21 protein-coding genes and 2 tRNA genes are annotated in these 25,109 nt (G+C 73.2%); 8 read left to right on the plus strand and 15 right to left on the minus strand.

Annotated elements, in window-relative coordinates; all coding sequences use genetic code 11:
- The 3 genes from LY05_RS13400 to LY05_RS13410 form a co-directional block, all read right to left on the minus strand.
- Positions 1–544: hypothetical protein (locus LY05_RS13400; protein WP_148923500.1), on the minus strand; the 544-nt coding region annotated here is incomplete at its 3' end.
- Entirely contained in the window at positions 544–813 is a 270-nt protein-coding gene (locus tag LY05_RS13405; RefSeq protein ID WP_072748455.1) for a spike base protein, RCAP_Rcc01079 family, read from the minus strand. The genes LY05_RS13400 and LY05_RS13405, both read right to left, overlap by 1 nt.
- 120 nt (positions 814–933) lie before the next feature.
- A complete protein-coding gene (locus tag LY05_RS13410) occupies positions 934–1,839 on the minus strand; it encodes a dihydroneopterin aldolase (RefSeq protein WP_148923501.1) in 906 nt (301 codons plus the stop codon).
- Between the two features lie 328 nt (positions 1,840–2,167).
- Between LY05_RS13410 and nadA the strand changes: the two genes are divergently transcribed.
- Positions 2,168–3,220 carry a quinolinate synthase NadA gene (gene nadA / locus LY05_RS13415; protein WP_148923502.1) on the plus strand — a complete coding sequence of 351 codons (1,053 nt, stop codon included), beginning with the start codon at positions 2,168–2,170 and terminating at the stop codon, positions 3,218–3,220.
- A gap of 32 nt (positions 3,221–3,252) precedes the next feature.
- Positions 3,253–4,848, plus strand: a complete 1,596-nt coding sequence (locus LY05_RS13420; RefSeq protein ID WP_072748458.1) for an L-aspartate oxidase — start codon at positions 3,253–3,255, stop codon at positions 4,846–4,848.
- Between the two features lie 21 nt (positions 4,849–4,869).
- Here LY05_RS13420 and LY05_RS15445 read toward each other — a convergent pair whose 3' ends face one another.
- From LY05_RS15445 to LY05_RS13450, 6 genes are all read right to left on the minus strand, one after another.
- Positions 4,870–5,610, minus strand: coding sequence for a cell wall hydrolase (locus LY05_RS15445; RefSeq protein ID WP_245728549.1), 741 nt, complete (start codon positions 5,608–5,610; stop codon positions 4,870–4,872).
- 152 nt (positions 5,611–5,762) lie between these two features.
- On the minus strand, positions 5,763–6,764 hold the full coding sequence (locus LY05_RS13430; protein WP_072748459.1) for an ArgK/MeaB family GTPase: 1,002 nt from the start codon (positions 6,762–6,764) through the stop codon (positions 5,763–5,765).
- A complete protein-coding gene (gene ppdK, locus LY05_RS13435) occupies positions 6,761–9,430 on the minus strand; it encodes a pyruvate, phosphate dikinase (protein WP_346265235.1) in 2,670 nt (889 codons plus the stop codon). The genes LY05_RS13430 and ppdK overlap by 4 nt, the downstream gene beginning before the upstream one ends.
- A gap of 162 nt (positions 9,431–9,592) precedes the next feature.
- Complete coding sequence (gene glyS / locus LY05_RS13440) at positions 9,593–11,653, minus strand: glycine--tRNA ligase subunit beta (RefSeq protein ID WP_148923503.1); 2,061 nt, start codon at positions 11,651–11,653, stop codon at positions 9,593–9,595.
- A 49-nt stretch (positions 11,654–11,702) separates the two neighbouring features.
- The gene (locus LY05_RS13445) at positions 11,703–12,164 is read right to left on the minus strand and encodes a DUF6446 family protein (protein WP_072748461.1); all 462 of its coding nucleotides are present in this window, start codon (positions 12,162–12,164) and stop codon (positions 11,703–11,705) included.
- A gap of 4 nt (positions 12,165–12,168) precedes the next feature.
- Positions 12,169–13,140: a glycine--tRNA ligase subunit alpha gene (locus LY05_RS13450; protein ID WP_072748462.1), complete on the minus strand. Its 972-nt coding sequence runs from the start codon at positions 13,138–13,140 to the stop codon at positions 12,169–12,171.
- 147 nt (positions 13,141–13,287) lie between these two features.
- On the opposite strand from LY05_RS13450, the gene LY05_RS13455 reads away from it, so the two are divergent.
- Both LY05_RS13455 and LY05_RS13460 read left to right on the plus strand, forming a co-directional pair.
- Positions 13,288–14,973, plus strand: a complete 1,686-nt coding sequence (locus tag LY05_RS13455; protein WP_148923504.1) for an ABC transporter permease — start codon at positions 13,288–13,290, stop codon at positions 14,971–14,973.
- Positions 14,974–15,038: 65 nt separating this feature from the next.
- Positions 15,039–15,111, plus strand: a tRNA-Thr gene (locus tag LY05_RS13460).
- 60 nt (positions 15,112–15,171) lie between these two features.
- Here LY05_RS13460 and LY05_RS13465 read toward each other — a convergent pair.
- The 4 genes from LY05_RS13465 to LY05_RS13480 all read right to left on the minus strand — a co-directional run bounded on the left by LY05_RS13465 (position 15,172) and on the right by LY05_RS13480 (position 18,918).
- Positions 15,172–16,272: an alkene reductase gene (locus LY05_RS13465; RefSeq protein ID WP_148923505.1), complete on the minus strand. Its 1,101-nt coding sequence runs from the start codon at positions 16,270–16,272 to the stop codon at positions 15,172–15,174.
- 149 nt (positions 16,273–16,421) lie between these two features.
- Positions 16,422–17,111: a TetR/AcrR family transcriptional regulator gene (locus LY05_RS13470; protein WP_072748464.1), complete on the minus strand. Its 690-nt coding sequence runs from the start codon at positions 17,109–17,111 to the stop codon at positions 16,422–16,424.
- A gap of 425 nt (positions 17,112–17,536) precedes the next feature.
- A complete protein-coding gene (locus LY05_RS13475; protein WP_148923506.1) occupies positions 17,537–18,472 on the minus strand; it encodes a LysR family transcriptional regulator in 936 nt (311 codons plus the stop codon).
- 360 nt (positions 18,473–18,832) lie between these two features.
- A tRNA-Tyr gene (locus LY05_RS13480) sits at positions 18,833–18,918 on the minus strand.
- Between the two features lie 286 nt (positions 18,919–19,204).
- Between LY05_RS13480 and LY05_RS13485 the strand changes: the two genes are divergently transcribed.
- From LY05_RS13485 to LY05_RS13500, 4 genes are all read left to right on the plus strand, one after another.
- Entirely contained in the window at positions 19,205–20,068 is an 864-nt protein-coding gene (locus LY05_RS13485) for a TrmH family RNA methyltransferase (protein ID WP_072748466.1), read from the plus strand.
- 263 nt (positions 20,069–20,331) lie between these two features.
- A complete protein-coding gene (locus LY05_RS13490; RefSeq protein ID WP_072748467.1) occupies positions 20,332–20,853 on the plus strand; it encodes a CoA-binding protein in 522 nt (173 codons plus the stop codon).
- Positions 20,854–20,928: 75 nt separating this feature from the next.
- Positions 20,929–22,224, plus strand: a complete 1,296-nt coding sequence (locus tag LY05_RS13495; protein WP_148923507.1) for an O-acetylhomoserine aminocarboxypropyltransferase/cysteine synthase family protein — start codon at positions 20,929–20,931, stop codon at positions 22,222–22,224.
- 467 nt (positions 22,225–22,691) lie between these two features.
- A complete protein-coding gene (locus LY05_RS13500; RefSeq protein WP_148923508.1) occupies positions 22,692–22,886 on the plus strand; it encodes an amidophosphoribosyltransferase in 195 nt (64 codons plus the stop codon).
- 48 nt (positions 22,887–22,934) lie between these two features.
- Here the strand turns inward: LY05_RS13500 and LY05_RS13505 are convergent, their stop codons facing one another.
- Both LY05_RS13505 and rpe read right to left on the minus strand, forming a co-directional pair.
- A complete protein-coding gene (locus LY05_RS13505) occupies positions 22,935–23,987 on the minus strand; it encodes a sulfotransferase family protein (RefSeq protein ID WP_148923509.1) in 1,053 nt (350 codons plus the stop codon).
- Positions 23,988–24,367: 380 nt separating this feature from the next.
- The gene (gene rpe, locus LY05_RS13510) at positions 24,368–25,066 is read right to left on the minus strand and encodes a ribulose-phosphate 3-epimerase (RefSeq protein ID WP_072748375.1); all 699 of its coding nucleotides are present in this window, start codon (positions 25,064–25,066) and stop codon (positions 24,368–24,370) included.
- Positions 25,067–25,109 lie beyond the last annotated feature (43 nt).

Raw genomic sequence — 25,109 nt, forward strand, 5'->3', positions numbered from 1 at the left:
GCGTCTCGCCCGAGCTCTGGCGCAGCGCGGTCAGGATCAGGTCCTGCCCCGGCCCGCCCCATCGGAAGTGATCGACCGAGCGCCCGCCCTCGGTCTGCTTGAGGATGTAGAGATTGGGCGCCGCGTCGTTGCGCCACGAGGCCGGCGCGCCGCCGCCCAGCACATGCCGCACGAGCCCGATCTCGGGCCCGAACGAGGCCGTGCCCTCGGGGATGCCGTTGGCGCCCGTGGTCCACACCTTGCCCGAGGTCCGCGGCGAGGCGTCCGTCGCCAGCCCCTGCGCCTCGAAGCGCCCGGCGGTCGCCCCCGCCCCGCGCGAGCTCAGCCGCCACCATGGGTGGACCGCGCGCTCGGCCGCGCTCAGGAACGCGACCGCCTGCGCCGGGTCCGCCTTGGCCGGGTCCTGCCGCCAGGGCGCGTAGCCTTCGGCGTTCGACTGGCCGAAGATCAGCCACAGCGCGACGGTGTTGTCGGGAAAGGACGGAGGGCCGCCGCGGCGCGCGCGCGCCGCGAGGGCCCCGACCGAAAGCCCGAGCGAGAGCATCAGTCGATCACCAGCGCATGGATGCCCGCCGCCGTGGTGCCCGTGGCGCGCACGCGCGTGACGCCCACGGGCAGCAGCGTCTGATCGGCCACGGTCACGGTGCGCGGGCCGCCGCCGCGGACCGTGTCGATGACGACGTCGCCGCCGACGGTGACGAACAGCGCGATGGCCGCGTCGGGCAGATCGACGGCGTCGTCGGGAGTCACGGGAACGATGTCGGTCGCCGGGCCGGCAAGCGGCACCGCGCGCCCGCTGAACGGGTTTGCCATGGGAAGCGCTCCTTTTGGATGAACGCGCGGCGAGAACCCGGCGGACGGGTTCCTCGCGGCGCCGCTTCCTGATACCCGAACTTGGTTAAATCGGCGTTAAGGGTCGCGCCGCGCGCCCACTCAGCCGCCGTCGGCGCCGATGACCGCGCAGGCGCCCGCGCCCAGATGCGCCGCAAGGAAGCGCGCCAGCGCCGGCGCGTCGCGCGGATCGGGGCGGTGCTCGTCCTTGAGGTCGCAAAGAATGCGCGCCGGCGCCCACACCGCAGGGCGTCCGCTTCGCAGGGCATGGACCAGCTCGGTGCGGGTGTCGGTGACGACGAAGCGCGCATCCTGCCCCGCGAAGGCCCAGGCCGCCTGGTCAAGCGCGCTCAGCAGCAGCCGCTCGGCCGCCGCGCCCTCGAGGCCCATCCTCCGCGCCGCCTCGACCGCCGCCTGGCCGAAGCGCCCCGGCGCCACCACCGCCGCCACCGGCCGACGGCGGGCGGCCAAGGCCTCGCGCGCGGCGCGGCGCGCGGCGTCGTCATCGTCCAGCAGCGCCGGATCGGTCAGCGCCGCCACCATCGGCGACGCCCCCGCCGCCGTCGCCGCGATCTGCGCCAGGCGCGCCTGCGCGGCGCGGCGGGTGCGCACGATCTCGACGCCCAGCGCGCCGGGAATGCGGTCCAGCTTCTCGACCCGCACCAGCACGCGCGCCGCGCGCGGATCGCGCAGGCAGCGCGCGGCGATGCGCTCGGCGCAGGTCTCGAGCAGGTTCAGACGCCCCTCGGCCAGCGTGTCGTCGATCGCCTCGACCAGCGTGTCATACGAGATCACCCGGTCCACGTCGTCGGTCGCGCCGGCCTCGGTGGGCCGCACCTCGAGCACGACGCTGAAGCGCAGCCGCTGCGCGACGCCGCGCTCGGAGGCGAAGGCGCCGATCTCGACGGCGCGCACCAGGTCGCGCACGCTGATGCGGTCGAGCGGCAGCTCGGCCGTGTCGGTGTCGCGGCGGGGCCATTCGAAGGCCAGGGCGGTCTCGTCGATCATCGGCGCGCACTCCTCGCGCGGCCCGGAGCGGGGCCGCGTCTCTTGCTCCGGTGATCGCCCCTGCGGCGCGCGATTGCAAGCGCGGAACCGACGCAAGGCGCCCCCCGCCCGACGCCCCCCCGACCCGCCGCGCGCACCCCGACGCGCCCCGCCGCCTCCGACGCCGGGGCCGCCTGCCGGCCCACGACCCCGCCCAGGCCCGCGCGACGCCCGCGCTTGACACCGGCGGCCGGCGGGACCATGTTCCATGCGAACGCACGCCGCGCGCGTGCTTTTTTCGGACATTCGATATGCTCAAAACGAGCATATCCGCGGAGGACGACGCGCCATGTTCATCAACGCCGACATGCCCATCAAGGCCGCCCGCGCCGAGCTGGAGGCCGCCTACGACCTGGAGCCCTCGGCGGCGGCCATGAAGGACACCGCCGACATCTACGAGCGCGTGCGTCACATCATTCCCGAGCCCGACTGGATGCTGCACGCGCCCTATGTGCGCGCCATCAACCGGCTGAAGAAGGAGAAGGACGCCGTCATCCTGGCGCACAACTACATGACGCCCGAGATCTTTCACGGCGTGGCCGACGTGTCGGGCGACTCGCTTCAGCTGGCCATCGAGGCGACCAAGGTCGATCAGCAGACCATCGTGCAGTGCGGCGTGCACTTCATGGCCGAGACCTCGAAGATCCTGAACCCCGAGAAGACGGTGCTGATCCCCGACGCGCGGGCGGGCTGCTCGCTGGCCTCGTCGATCACCGCCGCCGACGTCGAGGCGCTGCGCCGCCAGCATCCGGGCGCCAAGGTGGTCAGCTACGTCAACACCACCGCCGAGGTGAAGGCCGCCTCGGACATCTGCTGCACCTCGGCCAACGCCGTGCAGGTGGTCGACGCCCAGCCCGGCGACACCGTCATCATGACCCCCGACGGCTACCTGGCGCAGAACGTCGCGCGGCTGAGCCGCAAGCGCGTGGTCTGGTGGGACGGCGCCTGCATCGTGCACGAGCGCTTCACCGCCGAAGAGATCCGCGCCTTCCGCGAGGACAACCCCGGCGTCGCCGTCATCGCCCATCCCGAGTGCCGCCCCGAGGTGGTGGCCGAGGCCGACTTCACCGGCTCGACCTCGGGAATGATCGCCTGGGTGCGCCGCCACAAGCCCGCCAAGGTGGTGATGGTCACCGAATGCTCGATGTCGGACAACGTCGCCGCCGAGCTGCCCGAGGTCGAGTTCGTGCGCCCGTGCAACATCTGCCCGCACATGAAGCGCATCACGCTCGAGAACATCCTGTGGTCGCTGCATTCGGGGACCGAAGAGGTCACCGTGCCCGAGCACCTGATCGAACCCGCGCGCCGCGCCGTCGAGCGCATGATCGCCCTGACCGCCTGAGCGCCGCCCCGCCCCACGCCGAAAGGTCGTCCATGGATCAGAACGACACCGTCCGGCGCGCCGAGGGCGCGCTGATCGTGGGCGCGGGGCTTGCCGGCCTTTTCGCCGCGCTCAAGATGGCGCCCGCGCCCTGCGTGGTGCTTTCGCCGCTGCCCCTGGGCGACGGCGCCTCCTCGGCCTGGGCGCAGGGGGGCATCGCCGCCGCCCTCGCCCCCGAGGACAGCCCCGCCCTTCATGCCCGCGACACCGTCGTCGCCGGCGCCGGCGCCGTGGACGAAGCCGTGGCCCGATCGGTCGCCGAGGAAGCGGCCGCGCGCATCGAGGACCTGTTGCGCATCGGCGCCCCCTTCGACCGCGACGCATCGGGGCGGCTTCTGCAATCGCGCGAGGCGGCGCATTCGTTCAACCGCGTGGTGCGCGTGAAGGGCGATCAGGCCGGGCGGGCGGTGATGGACGCGCTCATCGCGGCCGTGCGCCGCACGCCCTCGATCCGGGTGCTCGAAGGCGTCAGCGTGGACGATCTGGCGCTGAGCGACGGCCGCGTGAGCGGCGTCTTCGCCCGCCGCGCCGGCGATCTGCACGCCGAGCCGATCCTGCTCCAGGCGCCGGCGGTGATCCTTGCCGCGGGCGGCGTGGGCGGGCTTTACGCCGTGACCACCAATCCCTCGAAGGTGCGCGGCCAGGGGCTGGGCATGGCCGCGCGCGCCGGCGCGCTGATCGGCGATCCCGAATACGTCCAGTTCCACCCCACCGGCATCGCCGTCGACCGCGACCCGACGCCGCTCGCCTCCGAGGCGCTGCGCGGCGAGGGCGCGCTGCTGATCGACGAGACCGGCGCGCGCATCATGCAGGGCGTGCACCCGGACATGGAGCTGGCCCCGCGCGACGTGGTGGCGCGCGCGCTGCACCGGCACATCGCCCGCGGCGGCAAGGCGTTCCTGGACACGCGCGCCAGCCTTGGCCCGCGCATCGCCGAAGAGTTCCCCGCCGTCACCGCCTATTGCCGCGAAGCGGGCATCGACCCCGCGCGCGAGCCGATCCCCGTGCGCCCCGCCCAGCACTACCACATGGGCGGCGTGCTGACCGACGCGCGCGGGCGCACCAGCCTGCCGGGTCTGTGGGCGTGCGGCGAAGTCGCCTGCACGGGGCTGCACGGCGCCAACCGGCTGGCCTCGAACTCGCTGCTCGAGGCGCTGGTCTTCGCCGCGCGCATCGCCCAGGACGCGGCCAACCTTGCCGCGAGGGCCGACCCCGAGCCGGCGCCGCCCCCGCCGCCGCTGCGCCCCGCGCAAGAAGGCGACCCGCTGCGCGCCGCCGAAGACGCCGTCCGCGCCCTGCGCCGGACCATGACGCGGGATGTGGGCGTCGAGCGCGACGAAGAGGGGCTGAGGCGCGCGCTGCGCGAGATCTCGCGGCTCGAGCGCGGCACGCCATGCGCCTCGCGCGCCTTTCTCAACATGACGAGCGCCGCGACGCTGATCGCCGCCGCCGCGCTGATGCGCCGCGAGAGCCGCGGCGGGCATTGCCGCTCGGATCATCCCGAGGCAGACCCCGCCGCGCCGGCGCGCACGCAGATCACCCTGACCCGCGCCCTCGAGATCCGCGAAAGCGTCTGCGCCGAGGGCTGAGCCCCCGCGCGCCGGCGCCGCTCAGCGCGTCGCCACCTGGTCGGGTTCGCGGTAGAAGACGTGCTCGCCGATCACGGCCGTGCGCTCCAGCTTCGAGGCCCAGCGCGGCGACACGGAGCTCGCGTGATAATGCGTGGCCCGCCCGGTCAGCGCGCGCGGTCGGCCGTCCAGCATCCGCCGCGCGACCCGGCCCGCGCGCTCGAAGGCGCGGCGATTCGTGATCGCCTCGGGGCGGCCGTCGCAATTGTACGAGAACTGGCAGGCGTGCAGACGGTCGGCGCCCTGATTGACCACCTCGCACACCGTGTTCGGAAAGCGCGGGCTGTCGACGCGGTTCAGAATCACCTCGGCCACGGCGATCTGGCCGGTCAGCCCCTCGCCGCGCGCCTCGAAATAAAGCGCCTCGGTCAGGCAGCGCCACTGCTCGTCGCCCTCGGGCTTGACGGCCTCGAACTCGGCGCGCGCGCGCGCGCCCACGCTCATCGCGCCCGACACCGTCCTGTCGGCGCGCTCGAGCCCGCGGCGCAGCGCGTCGGCCGCTTCGTCGTCCTCGCGCGCAAGCGGGGTCAGGTCCACGATGCTCAGCCGCGGCGTGGCGCGGCCGGCCACGGCGTGAACATCCACCTCGCCCTGCCGCTCGAACGCGGCCTGAAGCGCGGCGCGTTCCGAAGCCAGCGCCGCGCGCGCATAAAGTCCCGCATCGGCCAGCGCCGAAGACGCGACGAGCAACGCGGCCGCGGCCGCGACGGCATGTGCGATCATCGTTCTCTTCCTCGCCTCGGAGCCTCGGCGCGGCTTGCGCATCGCGCCCGGCTCGTTGCCCAGCAGATCCCCCGAAGCTCCTCGAATCCGTTCGGCCTCGCTGAAACGCCGCCCTTGCGCGGGCGCGAGGCGCGCGCCCCGTGCGGGGCGCGTCAAGGCTCGTCAACCTTGCGCCCGCCGCCCGCGCTGTCAAGCGCGGCGCGCAGGGCGCCCGATATGGACGCGGCGGCCGCGAAGGGGCCTACATCCTGCGCCCGCGCCAGGCCCAGCCGCTCGGCGGCGGCCAGACCCTCGGTTCCGAATCGAGCCCGCAAGGCCGAGCGCGCCCAGGCCATGGCATGCGCCGCGCGCAGCCGGGCCAGCGCCGCGCCCCCGTCGGCGGCCAGCCAGGCCGCGCGCGCCTCGATGCGGTCCACCGCCTCGTCCAGCCCGCCGCCCTCGAGGGCCGAACATGACAGCGCGACCGGCGTCCAGCCGTCGGGGCGCGGCGGCGCCAGCGACAGCGCGCCCTTCAGATCGGCCAGCGCCCGGCGCGCCGGCGCCCCCAGATCGGCCTTGGTCACCAGCACGAAATGGGGAATCTCCATCACGCCCGACTTCATGAACTGCAGCGCATCGCCCGAGCCGGGCTGCACGCACAGCACCACCGTGTCGGCCAGATCGGCGACCTCGGTTTCCGACTGGCCCACGCCGACCGTCTCGACCAGCACGCGGTCGAAGACGGCGCGCATCAGCGTCATGGCCGGGTAGCTGAGCTCGGCCAGCCCGCCCAGCCTGTCGCGCGCCGCCATCGAGCGCACGAACACGCCCGCATCCTCGGGGTCGGAGTCGATGCGCGTACGATCGCCCAGCAGCGCCCCTCCCGAGCGGCGCGAGGACGGGTCGACCGCGATCACGCCCACGCTGAGCCCGCGCGCGCGCCACAGCCCGATGAGCGCGTTGACCAGGGTCGACTTGCCCACCCCCGGCGGCCCCGTCAGCCCGATCACATGCCCCGCCGGCGCCGCATGCGCCGCGTCGAGCAGCGCGGTCACGTCCGGCGCGTCGGGGCGCGCCTCGATGCGCGCCAGCGCCCGCGCCAGCGCCGCCTTGCCGCCCGCGCGCAGCGCCGCCAGCGCGGCCGCGCCCCCGGCCTCCGCTTGCGGCGCGCTCATTGCGCCGCCTCGTCTTCGCGCGCGCCGGCCGCGCCCTCGGCGGCCTCGTCGTCGCGCGCCAGGATCGCCGCCTGCGCCGCCGCCAGCCGCGCCACCGGCACGCGGAAGGGCGAGCACGAGACGTAGTCGAAGCCGGCCAGCTCGCAAAACCGCACCGAGGCCGGATCGCCGCCATGCTCGCCGCACAGACCGATCGAGACCGCCCCGTCCGCGGCGCGGGCGCGCTCGACGGCGATCAGCATCAGCTCGCCCACCCCCTCGAGATCCAGCGTGTGGAAGGGGTCCTCGGGGAAGACGCCGGCATTGACGTAGTCGCGCATGAAGCGCCCCGCATCGTCGCGGCTCAGGCCATAGGTCATCTGCGTCAGGTCGTTGGTGCCGAAGCTGAGGAAATCGACGTCGCGCGCCAGATCGCCCGCCCGCAACGCGGCGCGGGGCGTCTCGACCATCACGCCGACGCGATAGCGCGGCGCGCGGCCGGTCTCGCGCGCGACCTCGGCCGCGACCTCGTCGATATGCCCGCGGATCAGCTGCGCCTCGCGCCGCGCCGAGACCAGGGGGATCATGATCTCGGGGTCGACGATCTGATCCCCATCCCAGGTTTCGGCCAGGGCCTCGAAGATCGCGCGCGCCTGCATGCGGTAGATGTCGGGCAGCGTGACGCCCAGCCGGCAGCCGCGCTTGCCCAGCATGGGGTTGAACTCCTGCATGTCGGCGATGCGGCGGGCCAGCTCCTCGGCCGAAACGCCCATCTCGCGCGCCAGATCGGCGATCTCCTCCTCGCCATGGGGCAGGAACTCGTGCAAGGGCGGGTCCAGCAGGCGGATCGTCATGGGCCGGCCGCGCATCACGCGATAGAGCTCGGCGAAGTCGGCGCGCTGCATGGGCAGCAGCCGCTCGAGCGCGGCGCGGCGGTCCTCGTCGGACTGGGCCAGGATCATGCGGCGCATGACGTTGATGCGCCCGCGCTCGAAGAACATGTGCTCGGTCCGGCACAGGCCGATGCCGTCGGCCGCGAAGCCCAGCGCCACGCGCGCGTCCTGCGCGGTGTCGGCGTTGGCGCGCACCTTCATGCGCCGCTCTTCGTCCGCCCATGCCATCAGCTGCGCCAGCGGGCCCGAGAACTCGGGCTGCACCGTGGCCGCCGCCCCCGCCATCGCCTGCCCCGCGCCGCCGTCCACGGTCAGCATGTCGCCCTCGGCGAAGACGCGCCCGTCGGGCGCGCGCAGAACGCGCCGGGCGCGGTCGATGCTCAGCTCCGAGGCGCCCACCACCGCCGGCACGCCCAGCCCGCGCGCCACCACCGCCGCGTGCGAGGTCATGCCCCCCCGCAGCGTCAGCACCCCCGCCGCCGCGTGCATGCCGCGGATGTCCTCGGGGCTGGTCTCGACCCGCACCAGGATGGCGCGGGCGCCGCGGGCGGCGAAGGCCTCGGCGGCCTCGGCCGAGAAGGCCAGCGGCCCCGACGCCGCGCCCGGGCTGGCGGGCAGGCCGCGGGCAATCACGTCGCGCGGCGCGTCCGGGGCCAGCGTGGGGTGCAGCAGCTCGTTCAACATGCGCGGCTCGATGCGCAGCAGCGCCGCCCGGCGCCCGATCGCGCCGCCTTGCGCCAGGTCGACCGCGATGCGCACCGCCGCGCGCGGCGCGCGGCGCATGGGCTCGGCCGACAGGATGCGCAGCGCCCCGTTCTCGATGGTGAACTCGAGGTCATGCGCGTCGCCCAGCTCGTGCTCGACGCGCTCGGCCAGCGCGCGCAGCGCGTCGGCGATCTGCGGCGCCGTCTCTTCGAGCGAGGGGGCGGCGGCGCCGGCGGCGATGCGCTCCTCGCGCCCCACCAGCACCGGCGCGCGCGCGCCCGACAGCGCGTCGTCGCCCTGCGCCTGCCACAGCATGCGCCCGGTCAGGAGCGGCGCGCCCGTGTTGGGATCGCGAAAGCCCGCCCGGCCCGCGCCGCTGAGCCCCTCGCCAAGGCCCATGGCCATGCTCTGCACGATCAGCGCCAGCCCGCCGCGCTCGGGCCCCCCGCGCGAGACGCGCAAGAGCCGCGCCGACACCGACGCCCAGGCGCGCGCCATGGCCTGCAGCGCGCCCTCGAGCTGCGCGCGCGGATCCTCGGGAAAGGGCGCGCCGGTCTCGTCCTCGACGATCTCGAGAAAGCGCGCGCACAGCCGCTCGAGCGCCGCGGCGTCCAGCTCGGCCTCGTCGGCGGCGCCGGCGTCCTTGAGCGCGTCGTGCAGCGCCGCCTCGAAGGCGTCGGCGTCCGCGCCCATCGCGCCCACCGCATAGCCCTGGATCAGGCGGCGGCGCGCGTCCAGCGCCGCCCGCAACCCCAGGCGCGCGGCCAGCGCGTCGAGCCGCCCCGCCCCCGCGCCGATGTCCAGCACCGCATGCGGCCCGCCCCAGGCCCGCTCGGCCGGGCTGGCGCGCACCGCCAGAAGCGCCTCGTCGCCCAGCCGTGCCAGCGCCGCGTCCAGCTCGCCCCCGAGCACGCGCGCGGGCGGCTCGTCGGCAAAGCGCGCCGCCGCCTCGGCCGAGATCGCAAAGCCCGGCATGGTCGGCGCGCCCATGGCATGGAGCCGCGCCAGCGTCGCCGCCTTGCGCCCGAAGCTGGCGGGCGACGGCGCGCCCGGCGCATGAAGATCGCGGATCATGGTCTCGGCCAGCACGCGCCGCCCCCTTGTGAACGCCGTCCCGCGCCGGGCCTCGGCGCGGGGAACGGTCCCATTGTGCAGTGCGGCAAGCATAGCCCGGTCCGCGGCCGAGCGAAAGCGGCGCCTTCGCCGCATGCGGTCGAACGTTCCGCTGGTCGGAACGGAGCGGCCGCGCCGTCAGCCCTCGATCAGCGACAGATCCGCCGCCTGGCGCGTCACCGCGCGGATGCGGTTGAGCAGGCACAGCCGGTTGCGCCGCACCGCCGCGTTCGGGGCGTTTACCACGACGGCCTCGAAGAAGGCGTCGATGGGGCCGCGCAGCGCCGCCATGGCGCGCATGGCGCGGGCGAAGTCCTCGGCCCCGAGCGCCTCGGCGATCTCGGCCTCGGCCCGGTCGAGCGCCTCGAACAGCGCGCGCTCGGGGCCGGGTTCGGCCAGCTCGGGCATCGGGTCGAGCGAGTATTCCACGCCGTCCTTCTTCTCTTCGGCCGCAAGGATGTTCGCCGCGCGCCGGTAGCCGGCCAGCAGGTTCGCGCCGTCGTCCTGCTCGAGAAAGGCCTGAAGCGCGCGCACCCGCCGCACCAGCAGCGCCACGTCGTCCTGCCCGCCCAGCGCGAAGCAGGCGTCGATCACGTCGTGCCGCACGCCCTCGGCGCGCAGATGCGCCTTGAGGCGCTCGGCGAAGAAGGCCATCAGATCGTCCGCGTCGCAGCGCGGATCGGCCTTGGCGAAGAGCGGGCGCAGGCGCAGCCTCAGGTCGTTCTCCAGCACGATGCGGATCACGCCCAGCGCCGCGCGGCGCAGCGCGAAGGGGTCCTTCGAGCCGGTCGGCTTCTCGTCGATGGCCCAGAAGCCGGCCAGCATGTCGATCTTGTCGGCCAGCGCCACCGCGACGCTGACCGGCGCCGTCGGGACCGCGTCGGACGGGCCCAGCGGCGCGTAATGCTCGGCGCAGGCGGCGGCGACCTCGGGGGCGTGGCCGGCCTCGAGCGCATAGCGCCGGCCCATCGCGCCCTGAAGCTCGGGGAACTCGTAGACCATCTCGGACGCAAGGTCGGCCTTGGCGATGCGCGCCGCCTCGGCCGCCATGTCGGGCTTGGCGCCGACCAGCGGCGCGATCTCGCGCGCCAGCGCCTCGATGCGCGCGATGCGCTCGGCCTGCGAGCCCAGCCGGCTGTGGAAGGTCACGTTCGCCAGCTTGCGCGCCATGCCCTCCAGCCCCTTCTCGCGCACCGCGCGCAGGTCGTTCTCCCAGAAGAACTTGGCGTCGGACAGCCGCGCCGACAGCACCTTGCGGTTGCCCGCCAGGATCAGCGCGCCGTGATCGGGCGTCTCGACATTGGCGACGGTCACGAACTGCTCGATGCGGTCGGTGACGGGGTTGCGCACCGAGAAGAACTTCTGATGCTCCTTCATCGAGGCGCGCAGCACCTCGGGCGGCAGGTCGAGGAATTCGGGCGCGATGGGGCCCATCAGCGTCACCGGCCATTCGACCAGGCCCGCCACCTCTTCGAGCAGGCCCGGATCCTCGACCAGCTCCAGCCCCTGCGCGAAGGCCAGCGAGGCGGCGTCGGCCATGATGCGGCGCTTGCGCTCTTCGGGGTCGAGCACCACCTTCGCCGCCTCGAGCCGGGCGGCATAGTCCTCGAACGAGCGCACGGCGAAGGGTTCGGGCGCCATGAAGCGGTGGCCGCGCGCGACGTCGCCGGCGCGGATGCCGTCGATCTCGAGCGGGACCACGCGCGCGCCCTGATCGTCATGCAGGATGCACAGGATCGAATGCAGCGGCCGCACCCAGCGCAGCGCGCCCGCGCCCCAGCGCATGGATTTGGGCCAGGGGAAGGAACGGATCACCTCCTCCAGCGTCTCGGCCACCACCTCGTCGACGTTGCGGCCGGGGCGCTCGATGACGGCGAACAGCACGCGGCCCTTCTTGTCCTCGCGCTCTTCCAGCTGCTCGCGCGTCAGGCCGGTGGCGCGCAAGAAGCCCTCGATCGCCTTTTGCGGCGCGTCGGCGCGCGGGCCGCGGCGCTCTTCGCGCACGGGGCGGGTGGCCTCGGGCAGGCCGGTCAGCGCCAGCGCCAGGCGCCGGGGCGTGGCGAAGGCGGCGGCATGGGCGTAGGTCACGCCGCGCTCGACCAGCCCGTCGGTCATCAGGCGGCGCAGGTCCTGCGCGGCGCGCGCCTGCATGCGGGCCGGGATTTCCTCGGAGAAGAGTTCGATCAGCAGATCGGGCATGGCTTCGTCCTGGCATGGCGCGCGCGCGGCGCGGCTGAACTTGGATCGGTCATCGCGGCCGCTCGTCCGCGAAACGTTCGTTGAGCTGGCGCCACATGAAGGCGCGCCCGTCGGGGCGGTAGGCGATGATGCGGTCGAAGCCCTCGGGCGCGTCGCGCTCGGCGATCACGGCGCGCGCGGCGCCCGCCTCGAGATCGCGCGTCAGCGCGCCGGCGTCGAAGCATTCGAACCAGCCCGGCGCGACCAGCGGCCGCGGATCGGGCGCGGGCGCCAGCGCGTCCAGCGCCGCCGCCGCGGCGGGGGTCAGACGAAAGCAGGCGCGCATCTTGAGCGGGCTGGTCGGCGCGTCGATCCCCTCGAAATCCTCGACCGCCAGCGTCAGCCCCGCCGCCGTCACCTCGGCCGCGGGCGCCATCGGTTCGTAGAAGGCGCGGGTCTTGGACCACCACATGGCCGCGCCGAACGCCGCCGCGAAGGCGATCAGCCCGATGGCGACGACCTTGCCGCGCATGCGCTCAGGCCCCGACCGGCGCGGGGGCGCCCTGCCCGGCCTCCTCGGCCGCCTCGGCCTCTTCGGCGGCGACGAAGGCGTCGGCGCAGCGCTTGGCCAGCGCGCGCACGCGCGCGATGTAGGCCTGGCGCTCGGTCGGCGAGATCACGCCGCGCGCGTCCAGCAGGTTGAACAGGTGGCTGGCCTTGATGCACTGGTCATAGGCGGGCTGCGCCATGATGATGGTGCGCCCGGTCTTGGGATCGCGCGCGGGCTGGTCCAGGATCGCGGCGCATTCGCGCTCGGCGTCCTCGAAGTGGCGCAGCAGCATCTCGGTGTCGGCCACGTCGAAGTTCCAGCGCGAGTATTCGCGCTCGGCCCGGCGGAACACGTCGCCATAGCTGAGCGCGATGGGCGCGTCGGGGTCGTTGAAGGGCATGTCCATGACGTGATCGACGCCCAGCACATACATCGCCAGCCGCTCGAGCCCGTAGGTCAGCTCGCCCGAGACCGGGCGGCAGTCATGCCCGCCCACCTGCTGGAAGTAGGTGAACTGGCTGACCTCCATGCCGTCGCACCAGACCTCCCAGCCCAGCCCCCACGCGCCCAGGGTCGGGCTTTCCCAGTCGTCCTCGACGAAGCGCACGTCGTGATGCGCCAGATCGATGCCGATCGCCTCGAGCGAGCCCAGATACAGGTCCTGCAGGTCCGGCGGGCTGGGCTTGATGAGCACCTGATACTGGTAATAGTGCTGCAGCCGGTTGGGGTTGTCGCCATAGCGCCCGTCGGTCGGCCGGCGCGAGGGCTGCACATAGGCCGCCGCCCAGGGCCGCGCGCCCAGCGCGCGCAGCGTGGTGGCCGGGTGGAAGGTGCCCGCGCCCACCTCCATGTCGTAGGGCTGGAGCACCGCGCAGCCCTTCGAGGCCCAGTAGTTCTGGAGCCTGAGGATGATCTCCTGGAACGAGCGCGGCGCGCCCGACTTGTCCGCTTGGGTCATGAGTTGCGCATCCCGGCTGGACGCCGCCCGGCGCGGCGCGCGCGGAACCTAGCCGCGCCCGCGGGCAAGGTCAACGCGCGGCCGTGGGCGCGCGGCGCGGCGGTCTTGGCTCTGGACAGCCGCGCCGGGGCGCGGTATCGGCCGGACATGACCGAGAATTTTGATCTGGAAAAGCCCCGCCGCGCCCTGCCCGCCATCGACGGGTGGACCGTGGCCTCGCTGGCGCTCGGGCTGGCGCTGGCGATGCCGCTGATCTCGGTGGCGGCGATGGCGCTGTTCCCGTCCGAGAACATCTGGCCGCACCTTCTGGCCACCGTTCTGCCGCGCTATGTGGGCAACTCGCTGATCCTCATGGCGGCGGTCGGGGCGGGCACGGCGATGATCGGGGTCGGCGCCGCCTGGCTGGTGGTCATGAAGCGCTTTCCGCTGCGCGGCGTTCTGGAATGGGCGCTGCTCGCGCCGCTGGCCATGCCGGCCTATATCGGCGCCTACGCGCTGGTCGACTTCCTGGAATATGCCGGCCCCGTGCAGACCGCCCTGCGCGCCGCCTTCGGCTGGAGCTCGGCGCGCGACTACTGGTTCCCCGAGATCCGCTCGCTGGGCTCGGCCTGCGCGGTGTTCACGCTGACGCTCTACCCCTACGTCTATCTCATGGCCCGCGCCGCCTTCCGCGAGCAATCGGTCTGCGCGCTCGAGGTCTCGCGCTCGCTGGGCTGCGGGCCGTGGGGCAGCTTCTTTCGCGTGGCGCTGCCGCTGGCGCGCCCGGCCGTCGCCGCCGGCGCCGCCATCGCCATGATGGAGACGCTCAACGATTTCGGCGCGGTCGACTACTTCGCCGTGCAGACGCTGACCACGGGCGTCTTCTCGGTCTGGCTCGAAAGCCACAACGCCGGCGGCGCGGCGCAGATCTCGAGCGTCACGCTGATCTTCGTGCTGGCGCTTCTGGGGCTGGAAAGCGCGTCGCGGCGCGGGCGGCGCTATCACAACATGTCGCGCCGCTACCGCCCCATCGAGGGCGAAGAGCTGGGCCCCGTCTGGCGCTGGATCGCGACGCTGGCCTGCCTGACGCCGGTGACGCTGGGCTTCCTGCTGCCGGCCGGCATCATGGCCGACCACGCCCTGACCGAGACCCAGGCCTGGCGCGACCCGGATCTGTGGCGCGCGGCGGCGAACACGGCGATGCTGGCGGGCGCGGCGGCGGCGGTGTCCTGCGCGGCGGGGGTGACGCTGGTCTATGGCGCGCGGGTGTCGCGCTCGGGCGCGCCGCGCATGGTGGCGCGGCTGGCGGCGCTGGGCTACGCTGCGCCCGGCGCGGTGCTGGCGGTGGGCATCCTGTTCCCCTTCGCGGCGATCGACGACGCCCTGGCCGACGCGGCGCTGGCGCTGACGGGGCATGATCCGGGGCTGCTGCTGACCGGCTCGGCGGCGGCGCTGGTCTTCGCCTATGTGGTGCGCTTCGCGGCCATCGCCTATGGCTCGATCGACAGCGCCTTCGGACGCGTCACCCCCTCGATGGAGGCCGCCGCCCGCGCGCTGGGCGAGACGCGCGCGGGCGCGCTCAAGCGGGTGCATCTGCCGCTGATCCGCGGCTCGGTGCTGACCGCGGCGCTGCTGATCTTCGTCGACAGCGCCAAGGAGCTGCCCGCCACGCTGCTGCTGCGCCCGTTCAATTTCGAGACGCTGGCCACCGCCGTCTACAACGCCGCCTCGCTCGAGGACATCGGCGGCGCGGCGCCGCCGGCGCTGGCGATCGTGCTGGTGGGGCTGGCGCCGGTGGCGCTGCTGATGCGCTCGCTGCGCCATTCGCGCCCCGGCGAGCAGCCGGGCCGCTGAACAAGGCGCGGGCGTCGGGCGCGGGCGTTGACGGCGCGCCGCGCGCAAGGCTACACCGGCGCCACGCCGGCGTAGCTCAACTGGCAGAGCAGCGCTCTTGTAAAGCGAAGGTTGCAGGTTCGATTCCTGTCGCCGGCGCCGTCGCCCGGACCGCGCAAGCGAAACGGGCGGCCCCTTGCGGCGCCGCCCGTCAAGGCGTCAGGCCTCGGCCAGCTGATCCAGCGTCGGATAATCGGTGTAGCCCTTCGCCCCGCCGCCATAGAGCGTGCTCGCATCGAGCGGGTTGAGCGGCGCGCCGCGGCGCAGGCGCTCGACCAGATCGGGGTTCGAGATGAAGGGCCGCCCGAACGCGACCAGATCGGCATAGCCCGATTCGACCGCCTTCATCGCCATCTCGCGGTCATAGCCGTTGTTGACCATCCATGCGCCGCGGAAGGCCTTGCGCAGCGCCGTCAGATCCACCCCCTCGGGCAGGTCGCGCGGGCCGCCGGTCTGGCCCTCGACCAGGTGCAGATAGGCCAGCCCGAACGGATCGAGCCGCGCGACCACATGCTCGGCCAGCGCCTTGGGGTTGCTGTCGGCGGCGTCGTTGACCGTCGAGAAGGGGCTGACGCGCACGCCCACGCGGCCGGCCGGGACCTCGGCCAGGATCGCCTCCACCGCCTCGACCAGAAGGCGCGAGCGGTTCTCGAGCGAGCCGCCATAGGCGTCGTCGCGGTCGTTCACGCCGTCCTTCAGGAACTGGTCGATCAGATAGCCGTTGGCCGCGTGCAGCTCGACGCCGTCGAACCCGGCCTCCATGGCGTTGCGCGCCGCGGCGCGGTAGTCGGCGAGGATGCGCGGGATCTCCGAGGCCTCGAGCCGGCGCGGCGCCGAGGTGTCGACGAAGTCCTTGCCGTCGAAGGTCTTGGCCTTGGCCGGCCGGTCGGTCGAGCTGACCGGCGCCTGCCCGCCCGGCTGCAGCGACACATGCGAGATCCGCCCCACATGCCACAGCTGCACGAAGATCTTGCCGCCGCGCGCATGCACCGCATCGACCACCTTGCGCCAGGCGGCGACCTGCGTGGGCGAGTAGATGCCCGGCGTCCAGGCATAGCCCTTGCCCTCGGGGCTGATCTGCGAGGCCTCCGTGATGATGAGCCCCGCCGAGGCGCGCTGGGCGTAATATTCGGCCGTCAGGTCGGTCACGGCGTCGGTGGCCGGATCGGCGCGGTTGCGCGTCAGCGGCGCCATCACGACGCGGTTGGCCAGATCGACTTCGCCCACGCGAACGGGCTGGAAAAGGGGATGTTCGCTCATGTCTGCTTCCTTGCGGTTGTTGGAAGGATGGGTTTCGGGGTTCGACGTGCGGGCTGGCGCGGGGGCGGTTCTGCGCGTCGCTTCCGGGGGCGGCTCATTCAGGACCGATCAGTCCAGAACGAGCCCCGCGAAAACGGCGCCCCCGACATTCAGCCCGAGGAAGGCGATGGCGGTCCCTCCGCTTCGGCGCCCGGCCGGTCGGCGGCGGCGGGCGGCGCCGCCAGGCGGCGCGCCTCCTGGGCGATGGCGCGCAGCGTGCGCGCCGGCGCCCCCGCCTTGCCCAGCGTCGCCGCGCCCAGCGACAGGGCCACCAGCGCGCTGGCCCGCTCGCGCGCCCGCGCCGGTTCGACCGCGGCCAGGGTGCGTTCGGCCAGATCCTCGAGCGCGCGCATGTGCGCGCGGCCGATGGCCGCCACCTCGGGGTCGGCGGGGGCAAGCTCGGTCAGGCAGTTGACCATGAAGCAGCCCTTGGCCTGCGCCGCGCGCGGCGCCAGCGCCTCGGCCAGCGCGATCGCCGCCGCGCGCGCGTCGGGCGCATCGCGCAAGATCTGCTCGAGCGCCGCACGCCGCCCGCGCGCATAGGATTCGATCGCCGCCACCAACGCGCCCCGCTTCGAGCCAAGCCAGGCGTAGAAGCTCGAGCGGCTCAGGCCCATGGCGCGGGTCAGCTCCTCGAGCGAGGCGGCCTCGAAGCCCCGGGTCCAGAAAACCTCCAGCGCCGCGGCCAGGGCGGCGTCCTCGTCGAAGGCGCGCGGGCGGCCGGGACCGCAAGGCGCCGCCGCCGCGGCCGAAGGCCGGGCGCGCCGCGCGTCGGGGGCGATGTCGTCGGGCGTGCTCATGGGCCTCTATATGGACCGTCCATTCCATAATGCAAGCCCGCCCCCGCCGCCATCCCTTGCCGCCGCGCCCTCGGAAGGCGCCCGCAGCCTCCGCCCCGCCCGCCGTCCTTCGGCGCATCAGGCATCGGGCCGGCGCAACGCCCCGACCAGGCCACGCCTTGCCGGCCCTTGCGCGACGCGAAGAGGCCCGGCCGGGAACGGCGCACGATGCGTCGGGGGCGGCGCGCCACGGCCCGATGCACCAGGGCTTGCCCTTGCTTGCGCGCCGGTCGGCTCAGGCGCCGCCCCTCTGCGCAAGGGGCAAGGCGCCGCAACGCCTTCGCGGCCCGGGGGCGCGTCGCCCTTCGGCTCAAGGATTGGCAACGCCGCTCGCCCCCCGCCCGACGCGCCACGCCGCGCAGGCTGGCGCGCCTGCGCGCCGGGCCTCAGCCCGCGCGCCGCGCGCGGGCCGCGCCGCCCAACGCGCGCCGCACCCGCCGCACCAGCGCCAGCGCCGCCGGCGGCGGCGGCCGCGTCTCGAGCATCGCGGCCACGGCGTCGAGCGGGCCGGGAAAAAGCGGCCCCTCGGCCAGCGAGATGCGCGCCAGCCGCCCCGCGGCCAGATCCTCGGCCGCCGCGGCGCCGGGCATGATGCACGCCGCCTCGCCCGCAAGCGCCATGCGGCGCAGCAGCGCCATGTCCTGCACCGTCGTCACGACTTCGCGCGCGCGCGACGGATCGGGCAGCGCCGCCGGATGCGCCGCGCCGAGCCGCGCGAACACCCAGCCGGGCGCGTCGAAGCAAAGCACCGGCCCCGCGAAAAGCTCCGCCGCCGCCACCGGCGCGCGCGTCAGCGGATTGCCCGCCCGCGCCACCGCCACGGGCGGCGTCAAGGCAAACGCGCTGAGCCGCACCTCGGAGGGCGGACGGTCCGGCGCCAGCCCGAAATGCACGTCGATCTCGCCCGCGCGCAGCGCGTCGGCCATGCGCCGCCAGCAGCATGCGCGCACCGACACCGCAAGGCCCGGATAATCGCGCATCAACTGCGCCGCCGCCGCGCCCAGGATCGGCTCGGCCACCGCCGGGTCGGCGCCCACCGCCAGGCGGCCCGAGCGCATGTCGCGCATCATCTCGACGTCGCGCTCGGCTTCGAGCACCGCCGTCAGCGCCGCGCGCGCGCCCTCGACCAGCCGGCGGCCATAGGCGGTCGGGCGCACCCCGCGGCGCGAGCGCTCGAACAAGATCACGCCGTAGGCGCCCTCGATGCGCGCGATGGCCTGGCTCAGGGCGGAATGCGTCACCCCCAGCCGCTCGGCCGCGCGGCGGAAATTGCCCTCCTCGGCCAGGGCGACCAGCTGGGCCATGCTCCTCAAGCCGTCCATCGCCCCCCTCCGCCGCACGGATCAGCCGTTTTGCGAAATCACTTATGCGCGGGCGCCTGGGCCTGAGCAAGAGCCGCGCGCATCTTCGCCCGCGTCGTCTGCCGCGCGGCCGCTCCTCTTGGTGCGGGGAGTTTCGACCAGCGATCTTAACGATCCGTCAAACGGCAGGACGAACGCAGCCCGGCCCGGTCGGAGGTCGGCAAGGCGATGACGCCGGAGAATCGCCCCAGCCTCCGCCCTCGGCCGCGAGATCCGCGCGACGCGATTCGCGACAGGCCCGGCCAGGCCCCCGCCCGAAGCGCCAGCCCGAATACGCCGACGCCGCCCAGAGGGCGGCGCGTTCGTCGCTTGATCGTCAGATGGTGGAGGGGGCTGGATTCGAACCAGCGTAGGGTTTCCCCGACGGATTTACAGTCCGTTGCATTTGACCGCTCTGCCACCCCTCCTGCCGGCGCCGCGCGCCGTTGGCGCTGCGCGACGTGGTGACTGGCGCGGGGTTTAGTGCGCGCAAGGGCGGGCGTCAACCGGGAATTTTCCGGCGCGCTCGCGCGCCCGCCCCTTGCGCCCCGCCCTGGCGATCGCGGCCCCGCGCCTTGCCCGGCGCCCGTTTTCGCCCCGCGCGCGTGCCGCCGCGCCCCGTTCGCCGGACGCCCCCTTGCCTGCGGCGCGCGGCCGTGGTCTTGAGTGATCCGACGGCGCGGATCCGCGCGCCCCCGCAAGGAGCCTGCCCCCGTGAGCGACCAACGCCGCCCCGCGCCCTCCTCGGCCCCCACGGGCCGCCCGCCCCGCAAGCCGCGCTGGGCCATCGAGAAGGACCGCGCGCGCAAGGCCGGCCCCGAGACCGTCTGGCTGTTCGGCCTGCACGCGGTGCGCGACGCGCTGCTCAATCCGGCGCGGGTCAAGCGGCGGCTGATCGTCACGCGCAACGCCGCCGACCGCCTGGGCCCCGAGGCGCTGGCCGCCGCCGGCCTCGAGCCCGAGATCGCCGACCCGCGCCGCTTTCCCGCGCCGCTCGACCCGCAATCGGTGCATCAGGGCGCCGCGCTCGAGGTCGAGCCGCTGGACTGGGGCGATCTCGAAACGCGCTGCGCGCCCGCGCCCGGCCGCCCCGCGCCCGTGGCCGTTCTGCTCGACCGCGTGAGCGATCCGCACAATGTCGGCGCCATCCTGCGCTCGGCCGAGGTGTTCGGCGCCTGCGCGGTGATCGCGCCCGCGCGCCATTCGGCGCCCGAGACCGGCGCCTTGGCCAAGAGCGCCTCGGGCGCGCTCGAACGCCAGCCCTATCTGCGCGTGCGCAACCTGGCCGATGCGATGGAGCGGCTGCGGGCCATGGGCTATCGCATCGTGGGGCTGGACGGGGCCGCCGACCGGACGCTGGCGCAGGCGCTGGCCGGCCCGCTGCGCGAGGGCGCGCCGCTGGCGCTGGCGCTGGGCGCCGAGGGGCCGGGCCTGCGCGCGCGCACGCGCGAGCTGTGCGACGCGCTGGCGCGCATTCCCGCCGCCGGAGAGTTCGGCTCGCTCAACGTCTCGAACGCCGCCGCGGTGGCGCTGTATGCGGCGCGCGCGGCGGATGTGAGCGAGCGCAACAATTCGTGATGATTCCGTGAGACTTCTTTAATTTCTTCGCGCGAGACTCCATATTGGTGACGAGGCGGAAAGCGATACGCCTTTCGCTTCATCACCACTGTCCCTCGTTCCGACTTCGCGCCCGCTTCATGCGGGCGCTTTTTTTTGACGCAGCAAGGACTTGGCGCCGCCCGGCCGCCGGCGCGCGGGGCCGGGCCAACGGTCCGAACCTTCGCGAATCGGATCAAGGCCGCGCTTGATCGCCCCCCGCGCCGCGCCTTAGACTGCGCCGCATGACGACGCCCCGGACCCCCGCCCCCGAAGCCCTCGACGCCCCCATCGACGACGCCGCCCTGCGCGAGATCCTGCGCGGCGCGCGCACCATCGCCATGGTCGGCGCCTCGCCCAACGAGCTGCGGCCCTCGTTCTTCGTCGCCCGCTATCTCAAGCTCAAGGGCTACCGCGTGCTGCCGGTCAACCCGGCCCATGCGGGCAAGACCATGCTGGGCGAGACGATCCTGCCCTCGCTGGGCGCGATTCCGCCCGAGGCGGGCGAGGTGCAGATGGTGGACATCTTCCGCCGCTCGTCCGAGGCCGGCGCGATCGTGGACGAGGCGCTGGAGACGCTGCTGGAGCGCGGTCTGCGCACGATCTGGATGCAGATCGGGGTCGAGGACCCCGCCGCCGCGGCGCGCGCCCGGGCCAGGGGCGTGCGCACGGTGATGAACCGCTGCCCCAAGATCGAATACCAGCGCCTGTTCGGCGAGCTGCGCTGGGGCGGATTCAACACCGGCATCATCTCGTCGAAGCTGTAATGCGGAAATCGGCTGTCATTCGCCGAAAAGCACAGTAGGTTCGCACCAAACATTCCGCATCCCAAGGAGCCGATCATGTCCGACGACGCCCCCGCCTATGGTTTCGACACCCTCCAGATCCACGCCGGCGCGCGGCCCGACCCGGCCACCGGCGCGCGCCAGACGCCCATCTATCAGAACACCGCCTACGTCTTTCGCGACGCGGACCACGCCGCGGCGCTGTTCAACCTTCAGGAAGTGGGGTTCATCTACTCGCGCCTGACCAACCCCACCGTCAGCGTGCTGCAAGAGCGGCTGGCCGCGCTCGAGGGCGGCGTCGGCGCCACCTGCGCCTCGTCCGGGCATGCGGCGCAGATCCTGGCGCTGTTCCCGCTGATGGGGCCGGGCGACAACGTGGTCGTCTCGACCCGGCTCTACGGCGGGACGATCACCCAGTTCTCGCACACCATCAAGCGCTTCGGCTGGGAGGCGAAGTTCGTCGATTTCGACAAGCCCGGCCAGGTGGCGCGCGCGGTCAACAAGCGCACCAAGGCCATCTTCTGCGAATCCATCGCCAATCCGGGCGGCTACGTGACCGACCTGCCCAGGATCGCCGCCGTGGCCGAGCGCAAGGGCGTGCCGCTGATCGTCGACAACACCGTGGCCACCCCCTATCTGTGCCGCCCCTTCGAGCATGGCGCGCACATCGTCGTGCACTCGACCACCAAGTATCTGTCGGGCAACGGCACGGCCATGGGCGGCGCGGTGGTCGATTCGGGCAAGTTCGACTGGTCGGCCTCGGACAAGTTCCCCTCGCTCAGCGCGCCCGAGCCCGCCTATCACGGCCTGAAGTTCCACGAGACCTTCGGCCCGCTGGCCTACACGCTGCACGGGCACGCGGTGGGGCTGCGCGATCTGGGCATGACCATGGCGCCGATGAACGCCTTCCTGACGCTGCTGGGCATCGAGACGCTGTCGCTGCGCATGGAACGGCACGTGGCCAATGCGCGGCGCGTGGCCGAGTGGCTCGAGCAGGACCCGCGCGTCGAGTCGGTGACCTATGCCGGGCTCAAATCCTCGCCCCACTACCGGCGCGCGCGCAAGCTGTGCCCCAAGGGCGCGGGCGCGCTCTTCGCCTTCGCGCTCAAGGGCGGCTACGACGCCTGCGTCAAGCTGGTCGATGCGCTGCAGATCTTCAGCCATGTGGCCAATCTGGGCGACACGCGCTCGCTGGTGATCCATTCGGCCTCGACCACCCATCGCCAGCTGACCCCCGAGCAGCAGGAGGCCGCCGGCGCCGCGCCCAACGTGGTGCGCCTGTCGATCGGGCTCGAGGATCCCGAGGATCTGATCCGCGACCTCGACCAGGCGCTGACCAAGGCGACGAGCTGAGCCGCATGACCGACCGCCCCGCCCCCCGGCCGCGCTTGCGCCGCGCAAGGCGGGGGGGCGGCGGCCCCCATCAAGGCGCCGGCCCGCCCGGGCCCGGCGCCTTTCGCTTGCGCGCCGGCCCGCCCGGCGCGGGGCGGGCCCTGGCCGCCGGGCTGACGGCGGCCGCGCTGGCTCTGGGCGCCGGGCCGCTTGCGGCCGCCGAGGGCGCCGCGCCCGAGCGCGCGCCGCGCCCCCTTGCCGCCCCGCGCGCAGGCCCCGCGCCCCACGCCCCCCCGGACGCGGCGCCGCGCCCCGCGGCCCCCTCGCCCGCCGGTCCTGTCGCCGAGGCCGGACGCGCCCCGGCTCCGGGCGCCGCAGGGCCCGACGCGGCCTCTCCGGCCAGCGCGCCGCGCCCGACGCCAAGGCCCGGCGCGGCCGCGGGCGGCGCGCTCACGCCCCATGGCTTCGCCCAGGGCTCGCGGCTGGACATGGGGCGAGTGTCGCTTCTGGGCGTGTTCGGCGCTCATGGCGCCCGGCGCGCCCTGTTGCGGCTGCCGGAAGGCGAAAGGCTGATGATCGCCCCCGGCGCGCTGGTCCATGGCTGGCGCGTGGCGCAGATCGAGGAAAAGGCCGTGATCCTTGTGCGCGGCGGCAAGAGCCTGCGGCTCCTGACGCCGCAGTGACGCGGGGGCCCAAGCGAGGGGACCGCGCCGCGCCCCGGGCGCGGCCGCTCAGAGGCCGGCCCAGCTTCGGCTTTCGTATCTGCGCTTGAGCTCGGCCGAGGCGATCTGATGCACCAGCGGCCAGGCGCCGTTCGCCGCGGCGATGCGCGCCGCGGTGCGCTTGAGAAAGCCGAATCCGGCCTGGATCTCGCCAAGTTGCGAGCGGATCTCGGCCAGCGCCGCCGCCGGCTCTCCGGATCTGGCATTGAGGCTCAGATGAAGCGCCCAGTTCCGGGCGAAAGGATCGCCCGTTTCGCGCGCCGAGCGGATGGCCTCTCTGACGACCTCGTCTTCATGCGACTTGCCGGGCATCCTGAACAGGCTCTGAAGAAGATCGAGCCGGTGGTGCTCGACCTCGCGGAACTCGGGCGGATCGGCCTTGTCGTGCCGCCCGTCTAGCTCGCGCGAATATCCGAAATGCTCGAAATCCTTCTCATACAGCTTGCGAACCTTGCGCAGGGTCGCGCTGCATTCGAAAAACTGCATGAATTTCTCGTCGGCGTTCGTGCCGTGGACGTTTCTTCTGGGCGCCTGTTCGACATCCTTTCCAAGGAACCTCGAAAGCACGCGCGGCAGGTCGCGGTCCATGTCCTCCAGACGGCCGATGAAATTCGGCTCGATGAACGGATACATGACATTGATGTATTGCGGGCGCCAATGCGGGTCCAGATATTCAGGATCGTCCTGAAATATCGCATCTACGAAGCTTTCGAAAGAAATTCTGTCCGCAACATCGAACCCGTAGCGATTGCAGAAGTCCTGCCAGACCGGCATTTCTCTTTGCCTGATCTTGTTCAGATACGCCGAAACGATCCGCTTGTATGGATTCCTGACGAAGGTGAAAATGTTCGCGCGCTTCAGCCAGCCCTGCCCGGCGATCTGGCTCGAGAATGGCGACGCCTTCAGGTCGTGAACGTCGACGTCGGGTCCATGCGTTTCAGGCGACACGCATTTCCAGAGATTGAACTTGACGGTGCTGCACCCGACCTTCGGGTTGTTCAGATAGACGATGTTGCTTTTCTTGTTGGCTCTGATCGCCTGCTTGCAGATGAATGGAAGCATCAAGCTCTCCGCATTTGTGCTCCGGGCCAACCCGCGCGCTCGGCGCCTTGCGGCTTCGACCTTTCACCGGGCTCCGCATCCCTGAGCGAAGACCACGAACGCCATCCGTTTCGGGACGGGCAGGAAGACGAACAAGACGCCGCATGCGCGCCGACCTCGGGTCGCCTCGAGCCCGCTCCGCCGCGCGTCGGTCTTTGAAGTTGTCTCCCACGCGCCCGCATCGCGCGTGACGATAATCATGCCGGCATGCCGCGTCGAGCGTGAATCGAAGCGTCGCCAAGGCGACGACGGATCAGGGCGCGAGGCGCTCGCCGCCCTTCGGGCCGGGCGCCGGCGCCCCCGCTGCGCGACCGCCGTCGCCGCCCCCCCCCGCGCGGTGGTCACCCGCGGGCGCGCGCGCCTTCGGCCGCGTCGCGGATGGCGCGGATGTTCTCGCCATAGGGCTCGGGCCGCGCGGCCGAGCCGCCCTTGAACACCGCCGAGCCGGCCACGAGCACATCCGCCCCCGCCGCCGCGACCAGGGGCGCGGTGACCGGCGTCACCCCGCCATCGACCTGAAGGTGGATCGGGCGGTCGCCGATCATGGCGCGCAGCTCGGCGATCTTGTCGAGCTGGCCCTCGATGAAGCTCTGCCCCCCGAAGCCGGGGTTGACCGTCATCGCCAGCACCAGGTCGGCCACGTCCAGAAGATGCGCCACGGCCGAGGCCGGCGTGCCGGGGTTCAGCGCCACGCCCGCCTTGCAGCCCGCCGCCCGGATCGCCTGAAGCGTGCGGTGGATGTGGGGGCCGGCCTCGACATGCGCCGTGATCACATCGGCGCCGGCGCGGGCGAAGGCCTCGATCCACGGATCGACCGGGGCGATCATCAGATGCACGTCCATCACCGTCTTGACATGCGGGCGGAAGGCGGCGACGGCGGGCGGGCCGAAGGTCAGGTTGGGCACGAAATGGCCGTCCATCACGTCCACATGCACCCAGTCGGCGCCCTGCGCCTCGACGGCGCGGATCTCGGCGCCGAAATCGGCGAAATCGGCCGAAAGAATGGACGGGGCGATCTTGATCGAACGGTCGAAGGTCATGGTCTGGGCTCCGCTGAGGACCGGGTTCGGCGCCTCCTATAGC

This window comes from Oceanicella actignis, from assembly GCF_008124525.1.
Classification (GTDB): Bacteria; Pseudomonadota; Alphaproteobacteria; order Rhodobacterales; family Rhodobacteraceae; genus Oceanicella; species Oceanicella actignis.

What these genes read in the sequence shown, in the direction of transcription:
- LY05_RS13405 (WP_072748455.1), bottom strand. Translation starts at nt 813, where the DNA reads ATGGCAAACCCGTTCAGCGGGCGCGCGGTGCCGCTTGCCGGCCCGGCG.
- LY05_RS13410 (WP_148923501.1), bottom strand. Translation starts at nt 1,839, where the DNA reads ATGATCGACGAGACCGCCCTGGCCTTCGAATGGCCCCGCCGCGACACC.
- nadA (WP_148923502.1), top strand. Translation starts at nt 2,168, where the DNA reads ATGTTCATCAACGCCGACATGCCCATCAAGGCCGCCCGCGCCGAGCTG.
- LY05_RS13420 (WP_072748458.1), top strand. Translation starts at nt 3,253, where the DNA reads ATGGATCAGAACGACACCGTCCGGCGCGCCGAGGGCGCGCTGATCGTG.
- LY05_RS15445 (WP_245728549.1), bottom strand. Translation starts at nt 5,610, where the DNA reads ATGATCGCACATGCCGTCGCGGCCGCGGCCGCGTTGCTCGTCGCGTCT.
- LY05_RS13430 (WP_072748459.1), bottom strand. Translation starts at nt 6,764, where the DNA reads ATGAGCGCGCCGCAAGCGGAGGCCGGGGGCGCGGCCGCGCTGGCGGCG.
- glyS (WP_148923503.1), bottom strand. Translation starts at nt 11,653, where the DNA reads ATGCCCGATCTGCTGATCGAACTCTTCTCCGAGGAAATCCCGGCCCGC.
- LY05_RS13445 (WP_072748461.1), bottom strand. Translation starts at nt 12,164, where the DNA reads ATGCGCGGCAAGGTCGTCGCCATCGGGCTGATCGCCTTCGCGGCGGCG.
- LY05_RS13450 (WP_072748462.1), bottom strand. Translation starts at nt 13,140, where the DNA reads ATGACCCAAGCGGACAAGTCGGGCGCGCCGCGCTCGTTCCAGGAGATC.
- LY05_RS13455 (WP_148923504.1), top strand. Translation starts at nt 13,288, where the DNA reads ATGACCGAGAATTTTGATCTGGAAAAGCCCCGCCGCGCCCTGCCCGCC.
- LY05_RS13465 (WP_148923505.1), bottom strand. Translation starts at nt 16,272, where the DNA reads ATGAGCGAACATCCCCTTTTCCAGCCCGTTCGCGTGGGCGAAGTCGAT.
- LY05_RS13470 (WP_072748464.1), bottom strand. Translation starts at nt 17,111, where the DNA reads ATGAGCACGCCCGACGACATCGCCCCCGACGCGCGGCGCGCCCGGCCT.
- LY05_RS13475 (WP_148923506.1), bottom strand. Translation starts at nt 18,472, where the DNA reads ATGGACGGCTTGAGGAGCATGGCCCAGCTGGTCGCCCTGGCCGAGGAG.
- LY05_RS13490 (WP_072748467.1), top strand. Translation starts at nt 20,332, where the DNA reads ATGACGACGCCCCGGACCCCCGCCCCCGAAGCCCTCGACGCCCCCATC.
- LY05_RS13495 (WP_148923507.1), top strand. Translation starts at nt 20,929, where the DNA reads ATGTCCGACGACGCCCCCGCCTATGGTTTCGACACCCTCCAGATCCAC.
- LY05_RS13500 (WP_148923508.1), top strand. Translation starts at nt 22,692, where the DNA reads ATGGGGCGAGTGTCGCTTCTGGGCGTGTTCGGCGCTCATGGCGCCCGG.
- LY05_RS13505 (WP_148923509.1), bottom strand. Translation starts at nt 23,987, where the DNA reads ATGCTTCCATTCATCTGCAAGCAGGCGATCAGAGCCAACAAGAAAAGC.
- rpe (WP_072748375.1), bottom strand. Translation starts at nt 25,066, where the DNA reads ATGACCTTCGACCGTTCGATCAAGATCGCCCCGTCCATTCTTTCGGCC.